This is a genomic window from Aquabacterium humicola (genome assembly GCF_030167915.1).
Classification (GTDB): Bacteria; Pseudomonadota; Gammaproteobacteria; order Burkholderiales; family Burkholderiaceae_C; genus Pseudaquabacterium; species Pseudaquabacterium humicola.
On the sequence record NZ_JARGNB010000006.1, the window covers coordinates 34044 to 49139 of the forward strand.

The following is a 15096-nucleotide window of genomic DNA, read 5'->3' on the forward strand; positions in this document are numbered from 1 at the left end:
TGATGCGTCATCGCTTCATTCGCCCTGAAAGAGAGCTCCGCATGTCCACCCAACGCCCGCTGAACGCCATCGCCATCGACGTGGTCGGCCAGTACAACGACGCCGCCAAGCACCTCGTCGCCGCCTACCGCAACGGCACGCGTCGCGCCGTCGCCGGCGCGAGCGGCCGCTACGAGCAGCTGCTGAACGCGCGTGCGCTGCCGCTGCTGAACGACGACGTGAAGGGCCGCCTCATCGGCGCCGAGCAGCGTGTCGCCGGTGTCGTGGTCGACGCGGTCGAGCGCAGCAGCCAGGGCGCCGAGCGCCTGGCCGATCGCCTGGCCCAGGGCGCCGTCGCCGGCCTCGAGGCCTTCGATGCCCGCACCGCCTGGACCGACGACATGCTGGTGACCAGCGCGCTGCGCACGCTGAACACGCCGGCCGCGAACCTGTCGCTGCAGGTCGCCGGCAAGGTGGCCGAGGTCTCGCGCCGCCTGTCCGAGCGTGTGGCCGGCGAAGCGCCGGTGGTCAAGGCCGCGAAGGCGGCAAAGACTGCGGCGAAGAAGGCCGTCAAGCGCACCGCGAAGACCGCCGTCAAGCGCACCCGCCGCGCCGCGGCCGCCGTGACCGGGGCCTGATCGGCCCACCGGTCCGGTGGCGGACCGGCGATCGATGGGGCGGTCCGCCCCTCGCTGAACCTCGCGCGCCGCGTCCGCGACCGATGCCCGGTCGCGCCGCGGCGCGGTGCTATTCTGGCCAGCCCCTCGAAGGATCCGCATGGCGCGCAAGACTCCTCGCACCGTCGACGACGACGCGCCCGCTGGCGTCGTCCGCAAGGCGGCGGCCTCCAAGCCGCGCGCGCAGCGCAGCGCCCCCGCGCCGGTGCCTGCGCCGGCGCCAGAACCGGAACCCGAAGCCACCGGCGCCCGCGCGCTGATCCGTGCCGGCCTGAAGGCGCTGGGTGACGTGCGGGGCGACATGGTCGCGCGCCAGACCCGCGTATTCGAGCTGCTGCTCGGCATCGGCCAGTCGCCGGCGTGGACGGCGGCGTCGAAGAGCCTGGCCGATGCCCGCGCCGCCGCCGATCCGTTCAGCAAGTTCGAGGACGTGTTCGACCAGCGCGTGGCACGCTCGCTCGAGCGGCTGGGCATGCCTTCGCCGCAGGCGCTGCGCGAGCTGGCCGACCGCATCGAGGCGCTGACGCTGCTGCTCGAACAGCAGCAGCCGCCGCAGTCACCGGCCGCCGGCGCGCGCCGGCGCTGACCCGTCAAATCCAGCGGCGAGCGCGCACGATGGCCGCGGCCGGCTCGAGCACCCGTGATCGCATCCTCGAAACCAGCCTGCGGCTCTTCAACGAGGACGGCGTCGCCGCGGTCTCGACGCACCGCATCGCGGCCGAGCTCGGCATCAGCCCCGGCAACCTGCACTACCACTTCAAGACGAAGCAGCTGATCGTCACCTGGCTGTTCCGCCGCTTCGAGGACCGCTTCGCGCCGTGCATCGACGCGGCGGCCACGGTGACGGCGCTGGACGACCTGTGGCTGTCGCTGCACCTGACCTTCGAGGCCGTCAGCGCCTACCGCTTCGTCTACCGCGATATCGACTACCTGCTCAACGAGTTCCCCGAGCTCGAGGCGCGCGCGCAGGCGCTGACCGCCCGCAACGTGCTGGCGGCCAACGGGCTGTGCGCCGGCCTGGCGGCGGCCGGCGTGATCGACGCGAACGCGGGCGACGTCGAGATGCTGGCGCTGCAGATCGCCTTCACGACCACCTGCTGGTTCACGTTCAAGCGCCTGACGCCGCGTCCGCAGGACGGCAAGCATGCCGAGGCGGCGCTGGCCGCCTACTACACGCTGACGCTGCTGTCGCCCTACGTCGTCGGCGAGGCGCGCGACTACCTGAACTACCTGCGCGCGAAGTACCTGCGCTGACGCGCTACAGCGGCACCGCCAGGCGGTAGGCGGCCGCCCGCGGATGGCCGGCATTCAGCTCGGCGAGCCAGGGCCGCACCTGCAGCCGGGCGCCCTCGTCGACCCAGGCCAGCCGGCCGCGCAGGCGCGCCGGCAGGTCCTGCCGGTCAAGCCAGGTCGCCCGCTCGGCCGGCGGCACGCGCTGCAGCTGCACGGCCAGCACCGTGCGCAGCGCCTGTCGGTGCAGCTCGGCGTCGGCCTGGCGCGCAAAGTACTCGTCATAGGGCGCGCCTTCCAGCACGCCGACCAGCGCCATGCCCAGCGTATTGCGCCAGGCCAGCCCGCGCGGCGCGGCAAGGCCGGACTGCCGCTGCGCGATCGCGTGGTCGAGCGCGGCGTCGAGGCCCGGGCCGGCGCTCGCCATCACGCGCAGCCAGCGCTCGTCCATCGCTCGCCGAGTGGCCTGCGGCAAGAGGCCGATGCGCCCCTGGCAGGCCCAGTGGCCGGCCAGGTCGAGCGCACGCGACGGCACGCCCAGCAGCATCGTCGCCAAGCCGCCGCCGCACTCGGCCATCAGGTCATCGAGGCTGCCGCGCATCAGCGCGTGTTCGGTCTTCAGCCACTCGCCCGGGGCCAGGGCCTGCGGCGGCAGCGGCGGCAGCAGTGCGATCAGATCGGCGGACCACGCCGGCCGCAGCAGCGCCACCGCGCCCAGGCCCTGGAACTGCAGCTCCATCATGCGCACCGCCACCATCTCGCAGACCAGCATGCGGCAGCCAACCAGCAGGGCCTCGGCCAGCTGCCGGCCCTCACGCAGGCGCCGCACGGCGGCATCGCGGTCGTCGCGCGAGGCGGCCAGCACCGCCTGGCCGGACAGCCACAGCGCGCATTGCACCGCGCCGCTGTAGGCCGGCAGCGGCGACGCTGCATGCAGCCGTGCCGGCAGGTGCTCTTCGTAGCGCAGGTCGCCGGCGAGCGCGGCAGCGCAGCGCTGGCCCAGCAGGGCGGCCGGCGCCAGCTGCCGGCCCAGCTGCGGCAGCGAGGCCGCCAGCAGCTGCGCACAGTCCTGCGGTGCGCGGCAATCCAGCGGCAGGCCTTCGATCGGCCGCGGCCGCTGGCCGGCGTCCGGGCCGCGGCCGGTGGCGGCGGCCTGCAGCCATTCGCGGCGGCCGACGGCCTCGGGCGCTTCGCCGGGCGGTGCCAGCAGGCCCTGCACGGCGAAGAAAAGCGGCGAGCCGGGCGGGTTCGGCGGCAGGGCCAGCGCGGCGGGCACCGGCTGGTCCCGGTCGTCGACCACGTTGCTGGCCAGCCAGGCGAGCATGAGCACGCCGAGCAGGGCGAGCAGTGCGAGCAGGCCGCGCAGACTCACGCGCGCGATGCCGCGCAGGCCGGGCGTCATCGTTCATGCCGGCGCGAACGCCGCGTCGTGGCAGGGCCGCCATGATGCGCACCGGTCGTGCCGGTGACAAGGCCCCAGGTCGTGCGTTGCCGGCGGCTGACGCGACGGGCGCGCCGGCACGCTGCGGGTCAGTAGCGCAGCTCGAAGCGCGTGCCGCGGAAATCGAGCACCGCGCTGCGCAGCCTGATCTGCAGCAGCGTCAACCCGGGCGCGAGCTGATCGCCTTCGCGGAAGGGCTGGCCGTTGACGATCAGCAGGCGCGCCGAGGGCTGCGGCGAGTCCATCGCCCCACCGGGCTGCAGCGTTGGGATCTGGCGGCGCAGTGCCTCGGGCAGCTCGGCGAGCGTCGGCAGGCGTTCGGTGGCCGGCGGCGGCGTTGTCGCCGCACTGGCCGCGGGCACGCGGGCCGCCGCTGCGCTCGCCGCGGGCATGCGGGCCGTCGCCGCGCTGGCCGCCGGGGGAGCTGCAGCCACGGCGCTGGCCGCTGCTTTTGGCGGGGAGGCGGTATCGGCCTTCGCGACCGGTTCCGGCATCGGGATCGGCTCGGGCGGCAGGGTGGCGGTCGCGGGGGACGCGGGGGTGACGGGGGCGGCGTTGGGAGCCGATGGCGCCGGCACGGGCGGAACCGGCGCCGGCGGGGCGAGCACCGCCGGCGGCAGCGTCGTGGTGGCGGCCGGCGCCGGCGCGTCGGGCGCCTTCAGCAGCCACCACGCCAGCGCCGCCCCGATCGCCAGCAGGCCGACGGCGCCGGCGCCCATCAGCGCAAAGACCGTCGTCGAGCGCGGCCCCGCGTCGGCCGCGGCCGGCGCCTGCGGCTGGCTCTGCAGCCCGGGCAGCGCACCGCGCTGGCGTTCGGCGTCGGCGCGGCGAAGGGCATCCAGCACGTAGGACATCGTCAGTGTTCCAGGCGCGGCTCGGACACGCCGGCCGCGCGGTTCAGTTGCATCAGCGTCAGCGGGCCGGCGCGGCCATCGGCGGAAAGCCCCTGCGCGCGCTGGAAGGCCGCGATGCGCGCACGCTGCGCGGCGGCATCGTCGTGCTCGCTGCCACCGAGCTGCGCGGCGATGGCCGCGGCGTCGTTGCCGGCGGGGCGGCGCCACAGCGTCGAGAAGTCGCCGCGCCAGCGCGCCGCGAGTGCATCGATCGGCAGCGCGACGGTGTCGGTGCCCAGGCGCAGCAGCGCATCGCGTTCGCGCAGGCCGACCAGCAGCGCGCTGCGCGGCCGGCCGGCGGGATCGACCAGCGTCAGCAGGCCGGGGCGGTCGAGCTGGCGGATCTGCGCCAGCGTCAGCGCGGCGCTGCGGTGGCAGCGCAGCGGACCGTCGGCGGCGCAGGGATCGTCGGCCGCCGCGGTGCCGGGCCAGTAAGTGGCGAGCGCGCGCCACGCAGCCGTGTCGTCGGCCTCGAGCCGCGGCCACAGCGCGTCGAGGCCGATCGCCGGAATCACCACCGGTGCCGACGCCGCGGCGGACGCCCCGGCGGCCCCGGCTGCCGCAGCCGAAGCGGCGGGCGATGCGGCCACGGCCGGTGCTGACGCCTGCGCCGCCGCCGCCGCTGCATCCCGCGGCGCGGTGATGCCCGGCGCGCCGCTTCGATCCGCGCGCCAGTGCTGCACGGCCGCCCACAGGCCGGCGGCGGCCAGCAGCCCGGCGCCAGCGGCCAGCGCGATGCGCCGCGAACGGGTCGCGGGCGTCAGCGCCGCATCGTCGAACACTTCGCGCGCCGCCTGCGCGACGGTGCGCCGGTCCACCCGCTCGCGGCGCTGGCTCCACGCGCCGAGCAGCGCGCGGTCGGCCAGCAGGTTGATGCGCCGCGGCACACCGCGCGCCAGCGCGTGCAGGCGCTTCAGCGCGCCGGCGTCGAAGGGCAGCGGCCCCTGGGCGCCGGCCACCTCGAGCCGGTGCCGCACGTAGGCCTCGGTCTCGGCGGCCGACAGCGCCTGCAGGTGGTAGCGCGCGATCACCCGCTGCGCCAGCGCGGCGAGCTGCGGCGCCTGCAGCATCGTGCGCAGCTCCGGCTGGCCGATCAGCACTATCTGCAGCAGCTTGCGCTCGGCGGTTTCCAGGTTCGTCAGCAGGCGCAGCTGCTCCAGCAGCTCCGGCGTCAGGTCCTGCGCCTCGTCGATGATCAGCACGTTGTTGCGCCCGGCCGCGTGTTCGCGCAGCAGGAAGGCGTTCAGCGCGTCGACGTAGTCCTTCACCGTGGCGGTAGCGGCCGGCGGCAGCGCGCCGATGCGGAATTCCTCGGCCACCGCGCGCAGCAGCTCGGTCACCGTCAGCCGCGGATTGAAGATGTAGGCGACATTGCAGTGCGCCGGCAGCTGTTCGAGGAAGCAGCGGCAGACGGTGGTCTTGCCGGCACCGATCTCGCCGGTCAGCAGCACGAAGCCGCCGCCGCCCTGCAGCCCGAACAGCAGGTGCGCCAGCGCCTCGCGATGGCGCTCGCTCATGAACAGGAAGCGCGGATCGGGGGCGATCGAGAACGGCTCGCGCGCCAGGCCGAACGACGGGGCGTACATCACGAAGCGGGCCGGGGGCGGAACATCCGCGCGATTGTGACCAACCGGCGGCGCTTTCTCGGCGACCGATAGACTCCCGGCGCCGCCATTGCCGCCCGCCCGACCGTTGTCGCCCGATCCTGCTGCCCCTTCCACCGCGCCGGCCGTGCGTGCCGCCGCGGTGCTCGCCGGTTCGACCGATGCGACCGAGCTGGCGACGCTGCTCGGCTGGCCGGTGCACGAGGTGCTCGCGGCCGGCCCGGTCGATGTGCCGGCGGACACCGCGCCGCTGGCGGAGTGGTTCCGCGCCGCTCCCGAGGTCGCGTCGCGCACCTTCGCGCGTGCGCTCGCCTGGCTGTCGGCCCAGGGTCGCGTCGAGCAGGCCGCGCCGCTGGTGCTGGCCTTCGGCACGCCGGCGCAGCGGCTGGCGCTGCTGGAGCAGGCCGGCTGGCTGCTGCTGTGGCGGCCGCGGCGCGCGGTGCTCGGGCCGCTGCTGGCCAGCGTGTCGATGGAGCCCGGCGCCGATGCGGTGCTGCCATTGCAGCTGGCGTGGTGGATCGAGGTCGAGCGGGTGTCGCACGTCGCCGAACGGCGCCTTCAACAGCTTGCGGAGCGACGCCGGCAGCAGACGGCGGCCGACGACCCCGCGCTGCCGCTGCCGCTGCGTGCGGCGCTGCATTCGCGGCTGGCGCAGGTGTTCGACGACGCGCGAGGCGCGCTGCGCTGGGCCCGACAGGCCGAGGCGGGTTACCCGACCGACCTCACGCCGGACGCGCTTTTCGCGCGTTATGCGCTGGGCCTCGCGCTGCTCGACGCCGGCCAGCCGCGCGCGGCGCTGGCGCCGCTGGCCACGCTGCTGCACGCCTGCGCCCGCGACGGGTTGCCGATGCTGGCGCTGGATGCCTTCGCCGCGCAGGCCCGGGCCCACGACGAGCTGGGCGACGACGCCGCGCTGCGCACGACGCTGGACGCCGCCCGGGCGCTGGCGCAGGCGCAGGGCATCGCCGACGCGCCAGCGCTGCAGCTGCTGGAACGCCTGCGCCGCGGACAGGCGCTGCGCCGCGCGGCCTTCGCCGAGCCGCCGACCGCCCCCGGCACGGACAGCGACACCCCGCTCGCACCGCCGCTGCCGGCGACGGACTACGACGCCTTCCCGAACCTGGTGCTCGACGCGCTGGCACTGCTGCAGGCAGACGCCTTGGCCGAGGCGGCCGACGCGCTGGCAGCGCTGGCGCGCCGCGAAACGCAGGCCTTCCACTGCCGCAAGTGGCGCAACGCGCATCGCCACGCGCGGCTGTGGTGGCTGGCGCGGCGGCCGCAGGCGGCGGCGCTGGCCGACGCGATGGCCGAGGTGCCGGCGGTCGACGAGGCGTCGACGCTGGTCGAGCTGCACCAGGCGGTGCTCGCCGCGGCGGCCGCGGCGCTCGCCGGCCGGCCGATCGACGCGGCGATGCTCGCCGCCTGGCAGGCCGAGCTCGGCGCCCGCGGCCTCGTGCGGCTGTCGCAGCGCCTGGCGCTGGTGCAGGCCATCGGCACCCCGCCCGACACCGACGCGCTGCTCGGCTGGCTGGGCGCGCAGGCGGCCGACCCGGCGCCCTGGGACGCGGCCTGGCTCGCGCCCAAGCTCGCCAAGGGACTGGAGGCGCTGCTGACGACGCCGGCGATCGTGCGCTACCCGGCCGAACGCGCGCTCGCGCAGCGCCTGCTGCAGCACATGCTCGCACCGCCGGCGGTCGACACACCGGCGGAGGCCGTCGACATCGCCGCCCCGGCCGACCTGACGCATCGCGAATGGGAAATCCTGCAGCTGATCGGCCGCCACTACACGAACGAGCAGATCGCGCACCAGCTCAACGTCTCGCTGGCGACCGTCAAGACGCACATCAACCGCGTCTACGGCAAGCTGGGCATCGGCTCGCGCGCCGAAGCGGTGCAGCGGGCGCACGCGCTGCAGCGGCCGGCGGGCTGACGGCGCGGCGCGTCGGGCACCGCCCCCATGCTGGGCGTCGAGCACGCCGTCGTGCCGGGCACACCGAGCGCTGTCGTCGCATCCTCACGACAGGGTTAAACCCATCCACCGCGACGATCCACCCCCCCGGTGGATGCCAGCGCGCGGCCCGGCGCCGAAGAATGGCCGCAGTCCTTCAGAACGAGAAAGAGAGACTGCCATGCTGCTGCTGCACCCGCCGATCTCCCCGTGGCTCGTCCGCACCGACAGCGGCTGCCGCGTCACGCTGCTGACCGACCAGGCCGACCTGGCGGCCGTCTACCTGCGAGTGCTGCCGGACAACGAGGAGTACCTGTTCCCGATGCAGCCCGCCGGCCGGTCCGGTGCGCTGCATGCCTGGGTCGGCGAGATGCCGTGGGACGGCGGCAACCCGGCGACCCTCTACGCCTTCAAGGCGCTGGGCGGCGAGGGCCTCGGCGACGGCCAGTGCTGGCTGGCCGCCGACGGCACGCATGCGCACGTGCCGCCCGAGGCGGCGCATTTCCGCGCCGTGCGCGAGCTGCCGCCGGCCTGGGTGCGCGACCAGGTGTTCTACCAGGTGTTCCCCGATCGCTTCGCGCGTGGCGAAGAAACACGCAACCGCGACGGCGAGACCGTCTACGGCAGCCGCCCGGTGGCCGCGCAGCAGCTCGAGTGGGGCGCGCCGCTCGACCCCGACCACGCGCAGAACTCGTTCTACGGCGGCGACCTCGACGGCCTGCGCGCGAAGCTGGGCCACCTGCAGCAGGCGGTGGGCGCTACCGCGGTCTACCTGAACCCGGTGTTCACCTCGGGCAGCAACCACCGCTACGACACCGAGGACTACGACAACGTCGACCCCGCGCTCGGCGGCAATGCGGCGCTGGAGCGGCTGTCCGCGGCGATGCATTCACGTGGCATGCGGCTGGTGCTCGACGCGGTGCTGAACCACACCAGCACCAACCACCCCTGGTTCAACCGCTGGGGGCAGCATGCCGAGGTGGGCGCGGACCAGTCGGCCGAGTCGCCGTGGCGCGCGTGGTACGCGTTCAACGACGCCGGCCATCCGATCTACTGGAAGGGCCACGATTCGCTGCCGGTGCTCGACTTCTCGCACGCCGCGCTGCGCGAGGCGGTGTACGAGGGGCCGGATTCGATCGTGAAGAAGTGGCTGCGCGCGCCGTACTCGATCGACGGCTGGCGGCTGGACGTGATCCACATGCTGGGCGAAGGCCCGGGCGCGAAGAATAACGCGCACCATGTGCGGCAGATCCGCCAGGCGATCAAGGACGAGCAGCCGCAGGCCTACGTGCTGGGCGAGCACTTCAGCGAAGCGACGCGCTGGCTGCAGGGCGACCAGGAAGACGGCTCGATGAACTACTACGGCTTCGCGCAGCCGGTGTGGGCCTGGCTGGCGGGCCAGGACACCAACGGCCATCCGGCACGCCTGAGCACCGCGCAGTTCGAGGCCTGGCTGAACCGCGCGCGCAGCGCGATCGGCTACGACACCGCGCTGGTGCAGTTCAACCTGCTCGGCAGCCACGACACGCCGCGCTTCATGACCCGCCTGGCCGGCAACCGCGCGCGCGCGAAGCTGGCGATGACCCTGCTCTTCGCCTACCCCGGCGTGCCCTGCATCTACTACGGCGACGAGCTCGGCATGGAAGGTGGCGCCGACCCCGACTGCCGCCGCTGCATGGACTGGAGCGGCGCGACCTGGGACCGCGACCTGCTGGCGCACGTCAAGCGCCTGTCGACCTTGCGCCGCGAGCGCCGCGAGTGGCGCGAGGGCGCGTTCCAGGTGCTCGCGCAGGGCGACGAGTGGCTGGCCTTCGCGCGCCATACCGGGCAGGCGGCGTCGATCTGCGTGGTCAATCGGGGCGAGGCGGTGGACGTGGTGCTTCCGCTGGCGGCGCTGCCGGTCGAGGTGGCCGTCTGGCGCGACGCCGATGGCGCTGCGGTGCATGCTGCCGACGGCGTGCTGCGCCTGTCGGTGCCCGCCGAGAGCGGCGTGGTGATGATGGGTTGATGCTTGAAGGGAATCACCGCCTGTAGTAACGTTGCTACGTTCTCGGGCTCTGCAAACCCTCATGGCCACGACCACGCTCTCCAGCCGCGACTTCAACCAGGACACCGGCCGGGCCAAGCAGGCGGCGCGCAAGGGGCCGGTGGTCATCACCGATCGCGGCCGGCCTTCTCACGTGCTGCTGACCTATGGTGACTACGAGAAGCTGCTCGGCCGCGGCACCAGCCTGCTCGACGCGATCGCCCAGCAAGAGGGCGGCGACTTTCACTTCGATCCGCCGCGTGTCGAAGGGCTGAGCAAACCCGCCGACCTCGACGCATGATCCTGCTGGACACGAATGTGGTCAGCGAGCTGCGTCGCCCGGCGCGCGCGGACCGCCACGTGCTGGCCTGGGCGCAGGCTGCTGCCGCGGCGCAGTTCCACCTGTCGGTCATCACGGTGCTGGAGCTGGAATTGGGCATCCTGCGTGTGCAGCGACGGGATGCAGCACAAGGTGAGGTTCTGCGCGCATGGCTGGATGGGCAGGTGCTGCCCCAGTTCGAAGGCCGCATCCTGCCGATCGACACCGCCGTGGCCCTGCGCTGCGCGCGCCTTCATGTGCCGGATCCCCGCGCCGAGCGCGACGCCTTGATCGCGGCGACGGCGCTGGTCCACGGCATGACGGTCGCCACCCGCAACCAGGCCGACTTCGCGCCCACCGGCGTACCCACGATCAACCCGTGGGCCGCGCCACCCGCGGCGCCGCGCAGGCCGGCACGGCGACGGTCCTGACGCTCACCCCGGCACCGGGAACCACGCCGGATCGAGCGTCAGCGTCTGCCCGACGATGCCGGCGATCTCGACGGTGTTGAAGTCGATCGTCGTCACCAGCGCCAGCAGCGAGGCCTGGGTGAAGGTGCCGTCGTTGACGAGGCCGGTGTACAGCGCGAGCGCGTCGGACGGGATCGGCGACTCGATGATGGTGCTCCACAGGTACGCCACCAGCACGTCGTTGGGCACCCCCGGCGCGTAGAAATTGATCATCGCCTGCGCCAGGTCCTCGAGGTTGCCGCCCTGGCGGTCCAGCATCGCGGTCCATTGGCTGAGCTGCGCGGAGCCGGGCGCCACGTTGAAGGCCGCGTTGAGCATCGCGTAGGCGAGGTAGGTGTTCTGGCCGGGCGAGGTGTCGCTGGCCAGCACCTGGTCGCTGAACTGCAGGCGCTCGACGTTGAACAGCGTGTCGCTGCCGTCGCCGCCGCCGGCGACCGTGCGCTGCGCGACCGAGCCGGTGATCGTGTAGTCCGCGCGTGCGCCGCCGAAGACCGCCGTGTCGATGCCGGCGCCGCCGTCGAAGCTGTTGTTGCCCGCGGTGCCGCGGAAGACGTTGTTCGACGCATTGCCGGTGCCGGTGGTGGCGCTGCCGGTCAGCACCAGGTTCTCGACGTTCTCCGGCAGCGTGAAGCTGGCGCTCGACACCACCGTGTCGATGCCGCCGCGCGGGCTCTCGGCGATGCGGTCCTGCGCGCTGCTGACGCTGTAGCGGTCGTTGCCGAGGCCGAAGCTGTAGGTCGCCGGGCCGTCGTTGTCGATCAGCGTGCCGGTGGCCTGCGCCTGCGGGATCGTCGCGTTGACCGGCGCGCTCAGCGACAAGGTCCAGGTCTCGGTGGCCTCGGCCGTCGTGTCGTCGATCAGCGGCGAGCTCACCAGCTTCGTCGTCTCGCCCGGTGCGAACACCAGCGTGCCGAACAGGCGCTGGAAGTCCGGCGCCGACGAGTTGTGGAACGCGGTGCCGTTGGCCATGTCGAAGTTGACCTTGACCTCGTTGCCCGACGGCGCCGACAGCTGCACCAGGAAGCCGGCCAGCACGTCGCCTTCGCCGACGCTGATCGGGCCGGCGCCGATGCGCGGCTGGCTCACCGGCGCGGTGTCGCTGCGGCCGATCAGCACCGCGCCCACCGCGTCGGCGAGCGTGCCGCCGGCCGCGCCGCTGAGCTGCAGCCGCAGCGCCTCGTCGAACTCGGCCAGGCCGTCGTCGGTGATGTCGATGGTCAGGGTCTTCACCGTCTCGCCGGGCGCGAAGCTCAGCGTGCCGCTGGCGGCGCGGTAGTCGGTGGCGGCCGCGGCGGTGTCGTCCGCGGTGGTCCAGTTCACGGTGACGGTGCCCACCGAGGGCTTGTCCAGCCAGACCGGCAGCGTCGCGATGCCGGCGCGCTCGTCGACCACCGCATCGCCGATGCGGATCGCCGGCGTGCCGGCCACCGCGTCGTTGTCGTAGAGCCGCGCCGGCGTCCAGCGCTGCGGCACGGTGGCGTTGACCGGCGAATTGAGGTCCAGCCAGAAGGACTCGACGCCCTCGACCAGCGTGTTGTCGATCAGCGGCACGGTGATCGTGCGCGTGGTTTCGCCGGGCGCGAAGACCAGAGTGCCGAAGTGGCGCTGGTAGTCGGGGGCCGACGAGTTGTAGAAGGCCAGCGCGTTGGCGAGGTCGACGTCGACCTCGACCGGGTTGCTCGAGGGCGAGCTCAGCTGGATCACGAAGCTGAGCGCGGGCTGCGACTCGTCGCCGAAGGCCGGGTGCGCGATCACGTAGGGCATGCCGGCCGGCGCCGCGTCGCTGCGGCCGATCTGCGCGACGCCGCTGCCGTCGGCCAGCGTCGCGCCGGACGGCGCGCTCAGGGTCAGGTTGAAAAACTCGTCGACCTCGGTCGCCGCATCGTCGTACAGGTCGATGGTCACCGTCTTGGCGACCTCGCCGGGCGCGAAGCTCAAGCTGCCGCTCGCGGCGCGGAAGTCGCTGCCGGCCTGCGCGGTCTGGTCGGCGGTGGCGTAGTTCACCGTCACGGTGCCGGTCGACGGCCGGTTCATCCAGACGAAGAAGCTCGCGGTGCCGGCGCTTTCGTCGACCGTGACGTCGCCGACGGCGATCGCCGGCGTGCCGGCGATGCCGTCGTTGTCGACGATGATGCCCGGCGTGTAGCGCTGCGGCACCGTCGCGTTGACGGGCGTGTTGAGGTCCAGCCACCAGAGCTCGCGGCTCTCGGCCTGCGTGTCGTCGAGGATCGTCAGCGGCACGAAGCGGGTGGTCTCGCCGGGCGCGAAGACCAGCGTGCCGAAGTGGCGCTGGTAGTCGGGCGCCGACGAGTTGTAGTACGCGGTCGCGTTCGCCAGGTCGAAGTTGACCTTGACCTCGTTGCCCGATGGCGCGCTCAGCTCGATCGTGAAGCCGGTCAGCGCCTGGCTTTCGTCGGCGACGATCGGCCGCGCGCTGATGTGGGGCGCCCCGACCGGCGGGCCGTCGTTGCGGCCGATCGTCGCGCTGCCGAAGGCATCGACGATCGTCGCGCCGGCCGGGCTCGACAGGTTGAGCCGGAACACCTCGTCGGCTTCGGTGTCCGCATCGTCGAAGAGGTCGACCGTCACCGCCTTCACCACCTCGCCGGCGGCGAAGGTCAAGGTGCCGGCGGCGGCGCGGTAGTCGCTGCCGGCCATCGCGGTGGCGTCGCCGGTGGCGTAGCCCACCGTCACCGTGCCCGTCGAGGGCCGGTTCAGCGAGACGAAGAAGCTCGCGCTGCCGCTGGTCTCGTCGACCACGGCATCGCTGACCGAGACCAGCGGCGTGCCGGCGACGGCGTCGTTGTCGAACAGCAGCACCGGCGTGTACCGCTGCGGCACCGTCGCGTTGACCGGCGAGTTCAGGTCCAGCCACAGCGCCTCGGTGCCCTCGGCCTGCGTGTTGTCGACCAGCGCGAAGGCGACGATCCTGCTCGTCTCGCCGGGCGCGAAGACCAGCGTGCCGAAGTGGCGCTGGTAGTCCGGGACCGACGAGTTGTAGTAGGCCGTGGCGTTCGCCAGGTCGAAGTTGACCTCGACCTGGTTGCTGGACGGGGCCGACAGCGTGATCGCGAAGCGCAGCAGCGCCTGGCTTTCGTCGCCGGCGATCGGCATTGCGCTGATCGCCGGCTGGCTCACCGGCGCGGCGTCGTTGCGAACGATCAGGCCGCGGCCGCTGCCGTCGACGATGGTCGCGCCGGTCGGCGTCGCGAGGTCGAGCCGGAAGGCTTCGTCGGCCTCGGCATCGCCGTCGTTAGTGATGTCGACGATCACTGTCTTCACCGTCTCCCCGGGCGCGAAGCTCAGCGTGCCGGTGGCCGCGCGGAAGTCGCTGCCCGCGGCGGCGGTGTCGCCGGCGGTCGTGTAGTTCACCGTCACGACCCCGGTCGACGGCTTGTTCAGCGTGACGAAGAACTGCGCCGTGCCGTCGGTTTCGTCGACCATCGCGTCGCTCACCGCGAGCGCCGGCGTTCCGGCGGTGGCGTCGTTGTCGATCAGCAGCGCCGGCGTGTAGCGCTGCGGCACGATCGCGTTGACCGGCGTATTGAGGTCGAGCCAGAACTGCTCCGGCGTCTCGGCCGTGGTGTTGTCGACGATCGGCACCACCACCAGCTTCGTCGTCTCGCCGGGTGCGAAGACCAGCGTGCCGAAGTGGCGCTGGAAGTCCGGCGCCGACGAGTTGTAGAAGGCCAGCCCGTTGACGGTGTCGAAGTTGACCTTGACTTCGTTGCTCGACGGCGCCGACAACTGCACGACGAACTGGGTGAACGCGGCGCTCTCGTCGGCGGCGATCGGCCTGGCGGTGACGAAGGGCTGGCTGACCAGGTCCGCGTCGTTGCGGCCGATGAGCCCCAGGCCGCTGCCGTCGACGATGGTCGCATTCGTCGCATTGCTCAGCTGCAGGCGGAAGTACTCGTCGACCTCGGCAGCGGGGTCGTTGAGCAGGTTCACCGTGACGGTCTTGACCGTCTCGCCCGCCGCGAAGCTCAGCGACCCCGAGGCCGCGGTGTAGTCGCTGCCGGCGGTCGCGGTGTCGTCTGCGGTCGTGTACTGCACGCTCACCGTGCCGGTCGAGGGGCGGTTCAGCGTGACGAAGAACTGCGCCGTGCCGGAGGCCTCGTCCACCACGCGGTCGCTCACCGCGATCTGCGGCGTGCCGCTGGTGCCGTCGTTGTCGACGATCAGCACCGGCCAGTAGCGCTGTTGAACGGTCGCGTTGACGGGCGTGTTGAGGTCCAGCCAGAACAGCTCCGACCCCTCGGCGGTGGTGTTGTTGACGATGTTCACCGTCAACGTCTTGCTGGTTTCGCCGGGCGCGAAGGTCAGCGTGCCGAAGTTGCGCTGGAAGTCCGGCGCCGCGGAGTTGTAGAAGGCCTGCCCGTTGACGGTGTCGTAGTTGACCTGGACCGGGTTGCTGGAGGCCTGGTCCATCACGATCGTCAGGGTGACGGTGGCGGCGCCTTCGTTGATGGCGGACGGCAGGACGCGGAGGTAGGGCATGGACGCTCC

General features: G+C 73.0%; 11 protein-coding genes. 7 read left to right on the forward strand and 4 right to left on the reverse strand.

Annotated features, from left to right (window positions below; genetic code table 11):
- Nucleotides 1-41: 41 nt before the first annotated feature.
- The 3 genes from P1K89_RS23365 to P1K89_RS23375 all read left to right on the forward strand — a co-directional run bounded on the left by P1K89_RS23365 (nucleotide 42) and on the right by P1K89_RS23375 (nucleotide 1910).
- A complete protein-coding gene (locus P1K89_RS23365; protein WP_284618940.1) occupies nucleotides 42-617 on the forward strand; it encodes a hypothetical protein in 576 nt (191 codons plus the stop codon).
- 139 nt (nucleotides 618-756) lie between these two features.
- On the forward strand, nucleotides 757-1242 hold the full coding sequence (locus P1K89_RS23370; RefSeq protein ID WP_284618941.1) for a phasin family protein: 486 nt from the start codon (nucleotides 757-759) through the stop codon (nucleotides 1240-1242).
- 29 nt (nucleotides 1243-1271) lie between these two features.
- Nucleotides 1272-1910 carry a TetR/AcrR family transcriptional regulator gene (locus tag P1K89_RS23375; protein ID WP_284618942.1) on the forward strand — a complete coding sequence of 213 codons (639 nt, stop codon included), beginning with the start codon at nucleotides 1272-1274 and terminating at the stop codon, nucleotides 1908-1910.
- 4 nt (nucleotides 1911-1914) lie between these two features.
- Here P1K89_RS23375 and P1K89_RS23380 read toward each other — a convergent pair whose 3' ends face one another.
- From P1K89_RS23380 to P1K89_RS23390, 3 genes are all read right to left on the reverse strand, one after another.
- The gene (locus tag P1K89_RS23380) at nucleotides 1915-3288 is read right to left on the reverse strand and encodes a hypothetical protein (RefSeq protein WP_284618943.1); all 1374 of its coding nucleotides are present in this window, start codon (nucleotides 3286-3288) and stop codon (nucleotides 1915-1917) included.
- Between the two features lie 128 nt (nucleotides 3289-3416).
- Nucleotides 3417-4181, reverse strand: coding sequence for a general secretion pathway protein GspB (locus P1K89_RS23385; RefSeq protein WP_284618944.1), 765 nt, complete (start codon nucleotides 4179-4181; stop codon nucleotides 3417-3419).
- A 2-nt stretch (nucleotides 4182-4183) separates the two neighbouring features.
- Nucleotides 4184-5806 carry an ExeA family protein gene (locus tag P1K89_RS23390; RefSeq protein ID WP_284618945.1) on the reverse strand — a complete coding sequence of 541 codons (1623 nt, stop codon included), beginning with the start codon at nucleotides 5804-5806 and terminating at the stop codon, nucleotides 4184-4186.
- A gap of 145 nt (nucleotides 5807-5951) precedes the next feature.
- Here P1K89_RS23390 and P1K89_RS23395 point away from each other — a divergent pair, with 145 nt between their 5' ends.
- The 4 genes from P1K89_RS23395 to P1K89_RS23410 all read left to right on the forward strand — a co-directional run bounded on the left by P1K89_RS23395 (nucleotide 5952) and on the right by P1K89_RS23410 (nucleotide 10548).
- Complete coding sequence (locus P1K89_RS23395; protein WP_284618946.1) at nucleotides 5952-7754, forward strand: helix-turn-helix domain-containing protein; 1803 nt, start codon at nucleotides 5952-5954, stop codon at nucleotides 7752-7754.
- Nucleotides 7755-7953: 199 nt separating this feature from the next.
- Nucleotides 7954-9780, forward strand: a complete 1827-nt coding sequence (gene malZ, locus P1K89_RS23400; RefSeq protein WP_284618947.1) for a maltodextrin glucosidase — start codon at nucleotides 7954-7956, stop codon at nucleotides 9778-9780.
- A gap of 61 nt (nucleotides 9781-9841) precedes the next feature.
- Nucleotides 9842-10099, forward strand: coding sequence for a type II toxin-antitoxin system Phd/YefM family antitoxin (locus P1K89_RS23405; RefSeq protein WP_284618948.1), 258 nt, complete (start codon nucleotides 9842-9844; stop codon nucleotides 10097-10099).
- The gene (locus tag P1K89_RS23410; RefSeq protein ID WP_284618949.1) at nucleotides 10096-10548 is read left to right on the forward strand and encodes a type II toxin-antitoxin system VapC family toxin; all 453 of its coding nucleotides are present in this window, start codon (nucleotides 10096-10098) and stop codon (nucleotides 10546-10548) included. Before P1K89_RS23405 ends, P1K89_RS23410 begins: the two co-directional genes overlap by 4 nt.
- A 3-nt stretch (nucleotides 10549-10551) precedes the next feature.
- On the opposite strand, the gene P1K89_RS23415 is transcribed toward P1K89_RS23410, so the two are convergent.
- The gene (locus tag P1K89_RS23415; RefSeq protein WP_284618950.1) at nucleotides 10552-15087 is read right to left on the reverse strand and encodes a Calx-beta domain-containing protein; all 4536 of its coding nucleotides are present in this window, start codon (nucleotides 15085-15087) and stop codon (nucleotides 10552-10554) included.
- Nucleotides 15088-15096 lie beyond the last annotated feature (9 nt).

Excerpts from the sequence above, each read along its gene's own strand:
- P1K89_RS23410 (WP_284618949.1), top strand. The coding sequence starts at position 10,096 with ATGATCCTGCTGGACACGAATGTGGTCAGCGAGCTGCGTCGCCCGGCG.
- P1K89_RS23390 (WP_284618945.1), bottom strand. The coding sequence starts at position 5,806 with ATGTACGCCCCGTCGTTCGGCCTGGCGCGCGAGCCGTTCTCGATCGCC.
- P1K89_RS23380 (WP_284618943.1), bottom strand. The coding sequence starts at position 3,288 with ATGACGCCCGGCCTGCGCGGCATCGCGCGCGTGAGTCTGCGCGGCCTG.
- P1K89_RS23415 (WP_284618950.1), bottom strand. The coding sequence starts at position 15,087 with ATGCCCTACCTCCGCGTCCTGCCGTCCGCCATCAACGAAGGCGCCGCC.
- P1K89_RS23405 (WP_284618948.1), top strand. The coding sequence starts at position 9,842 with ATGGCCACGACCACGCTCTCCAGCCGCGACTTCAACCAGGACACCGGC.
- malZ (WP_284618947.1), top strand. The coding sequence starts at position 7,954 with ATGCTGCTGCTGCACCCGCCGATCTCCCCGTGGCTCGTCCGCACCGAC.
- P1K89_RS23375 (WP_284618942.1), top strand. The coding sequence starts at position 1,272 with ATGGCCGCGGCCGGCTCGAGCACCCGTGATCGCATCCTCGAAACCAGC.
- P1K89_RS23370 (WP_284618941.1), top strand. The coding sequence starts at position 757 with ATGGCGCGCAAGACTCCTCGCACCGTCGACGACGACGCGCCCGCTGGC.
- P1K89_RS23365 (WP_284618940.1), top strand. The coding sequence starts at position 42 with ATGTCCACCCAACGCCCGCTGAACGCCATCGCCATCGACGTGGTCGGC.
- P1K89_RS23385 (WP_284618944.1), bottom strand. The coding sequence starts at position 4,181 with ATGTCCTACGTGCTGGATGCCCTTCGCCGCGCCGACGCCGAACGCCAG.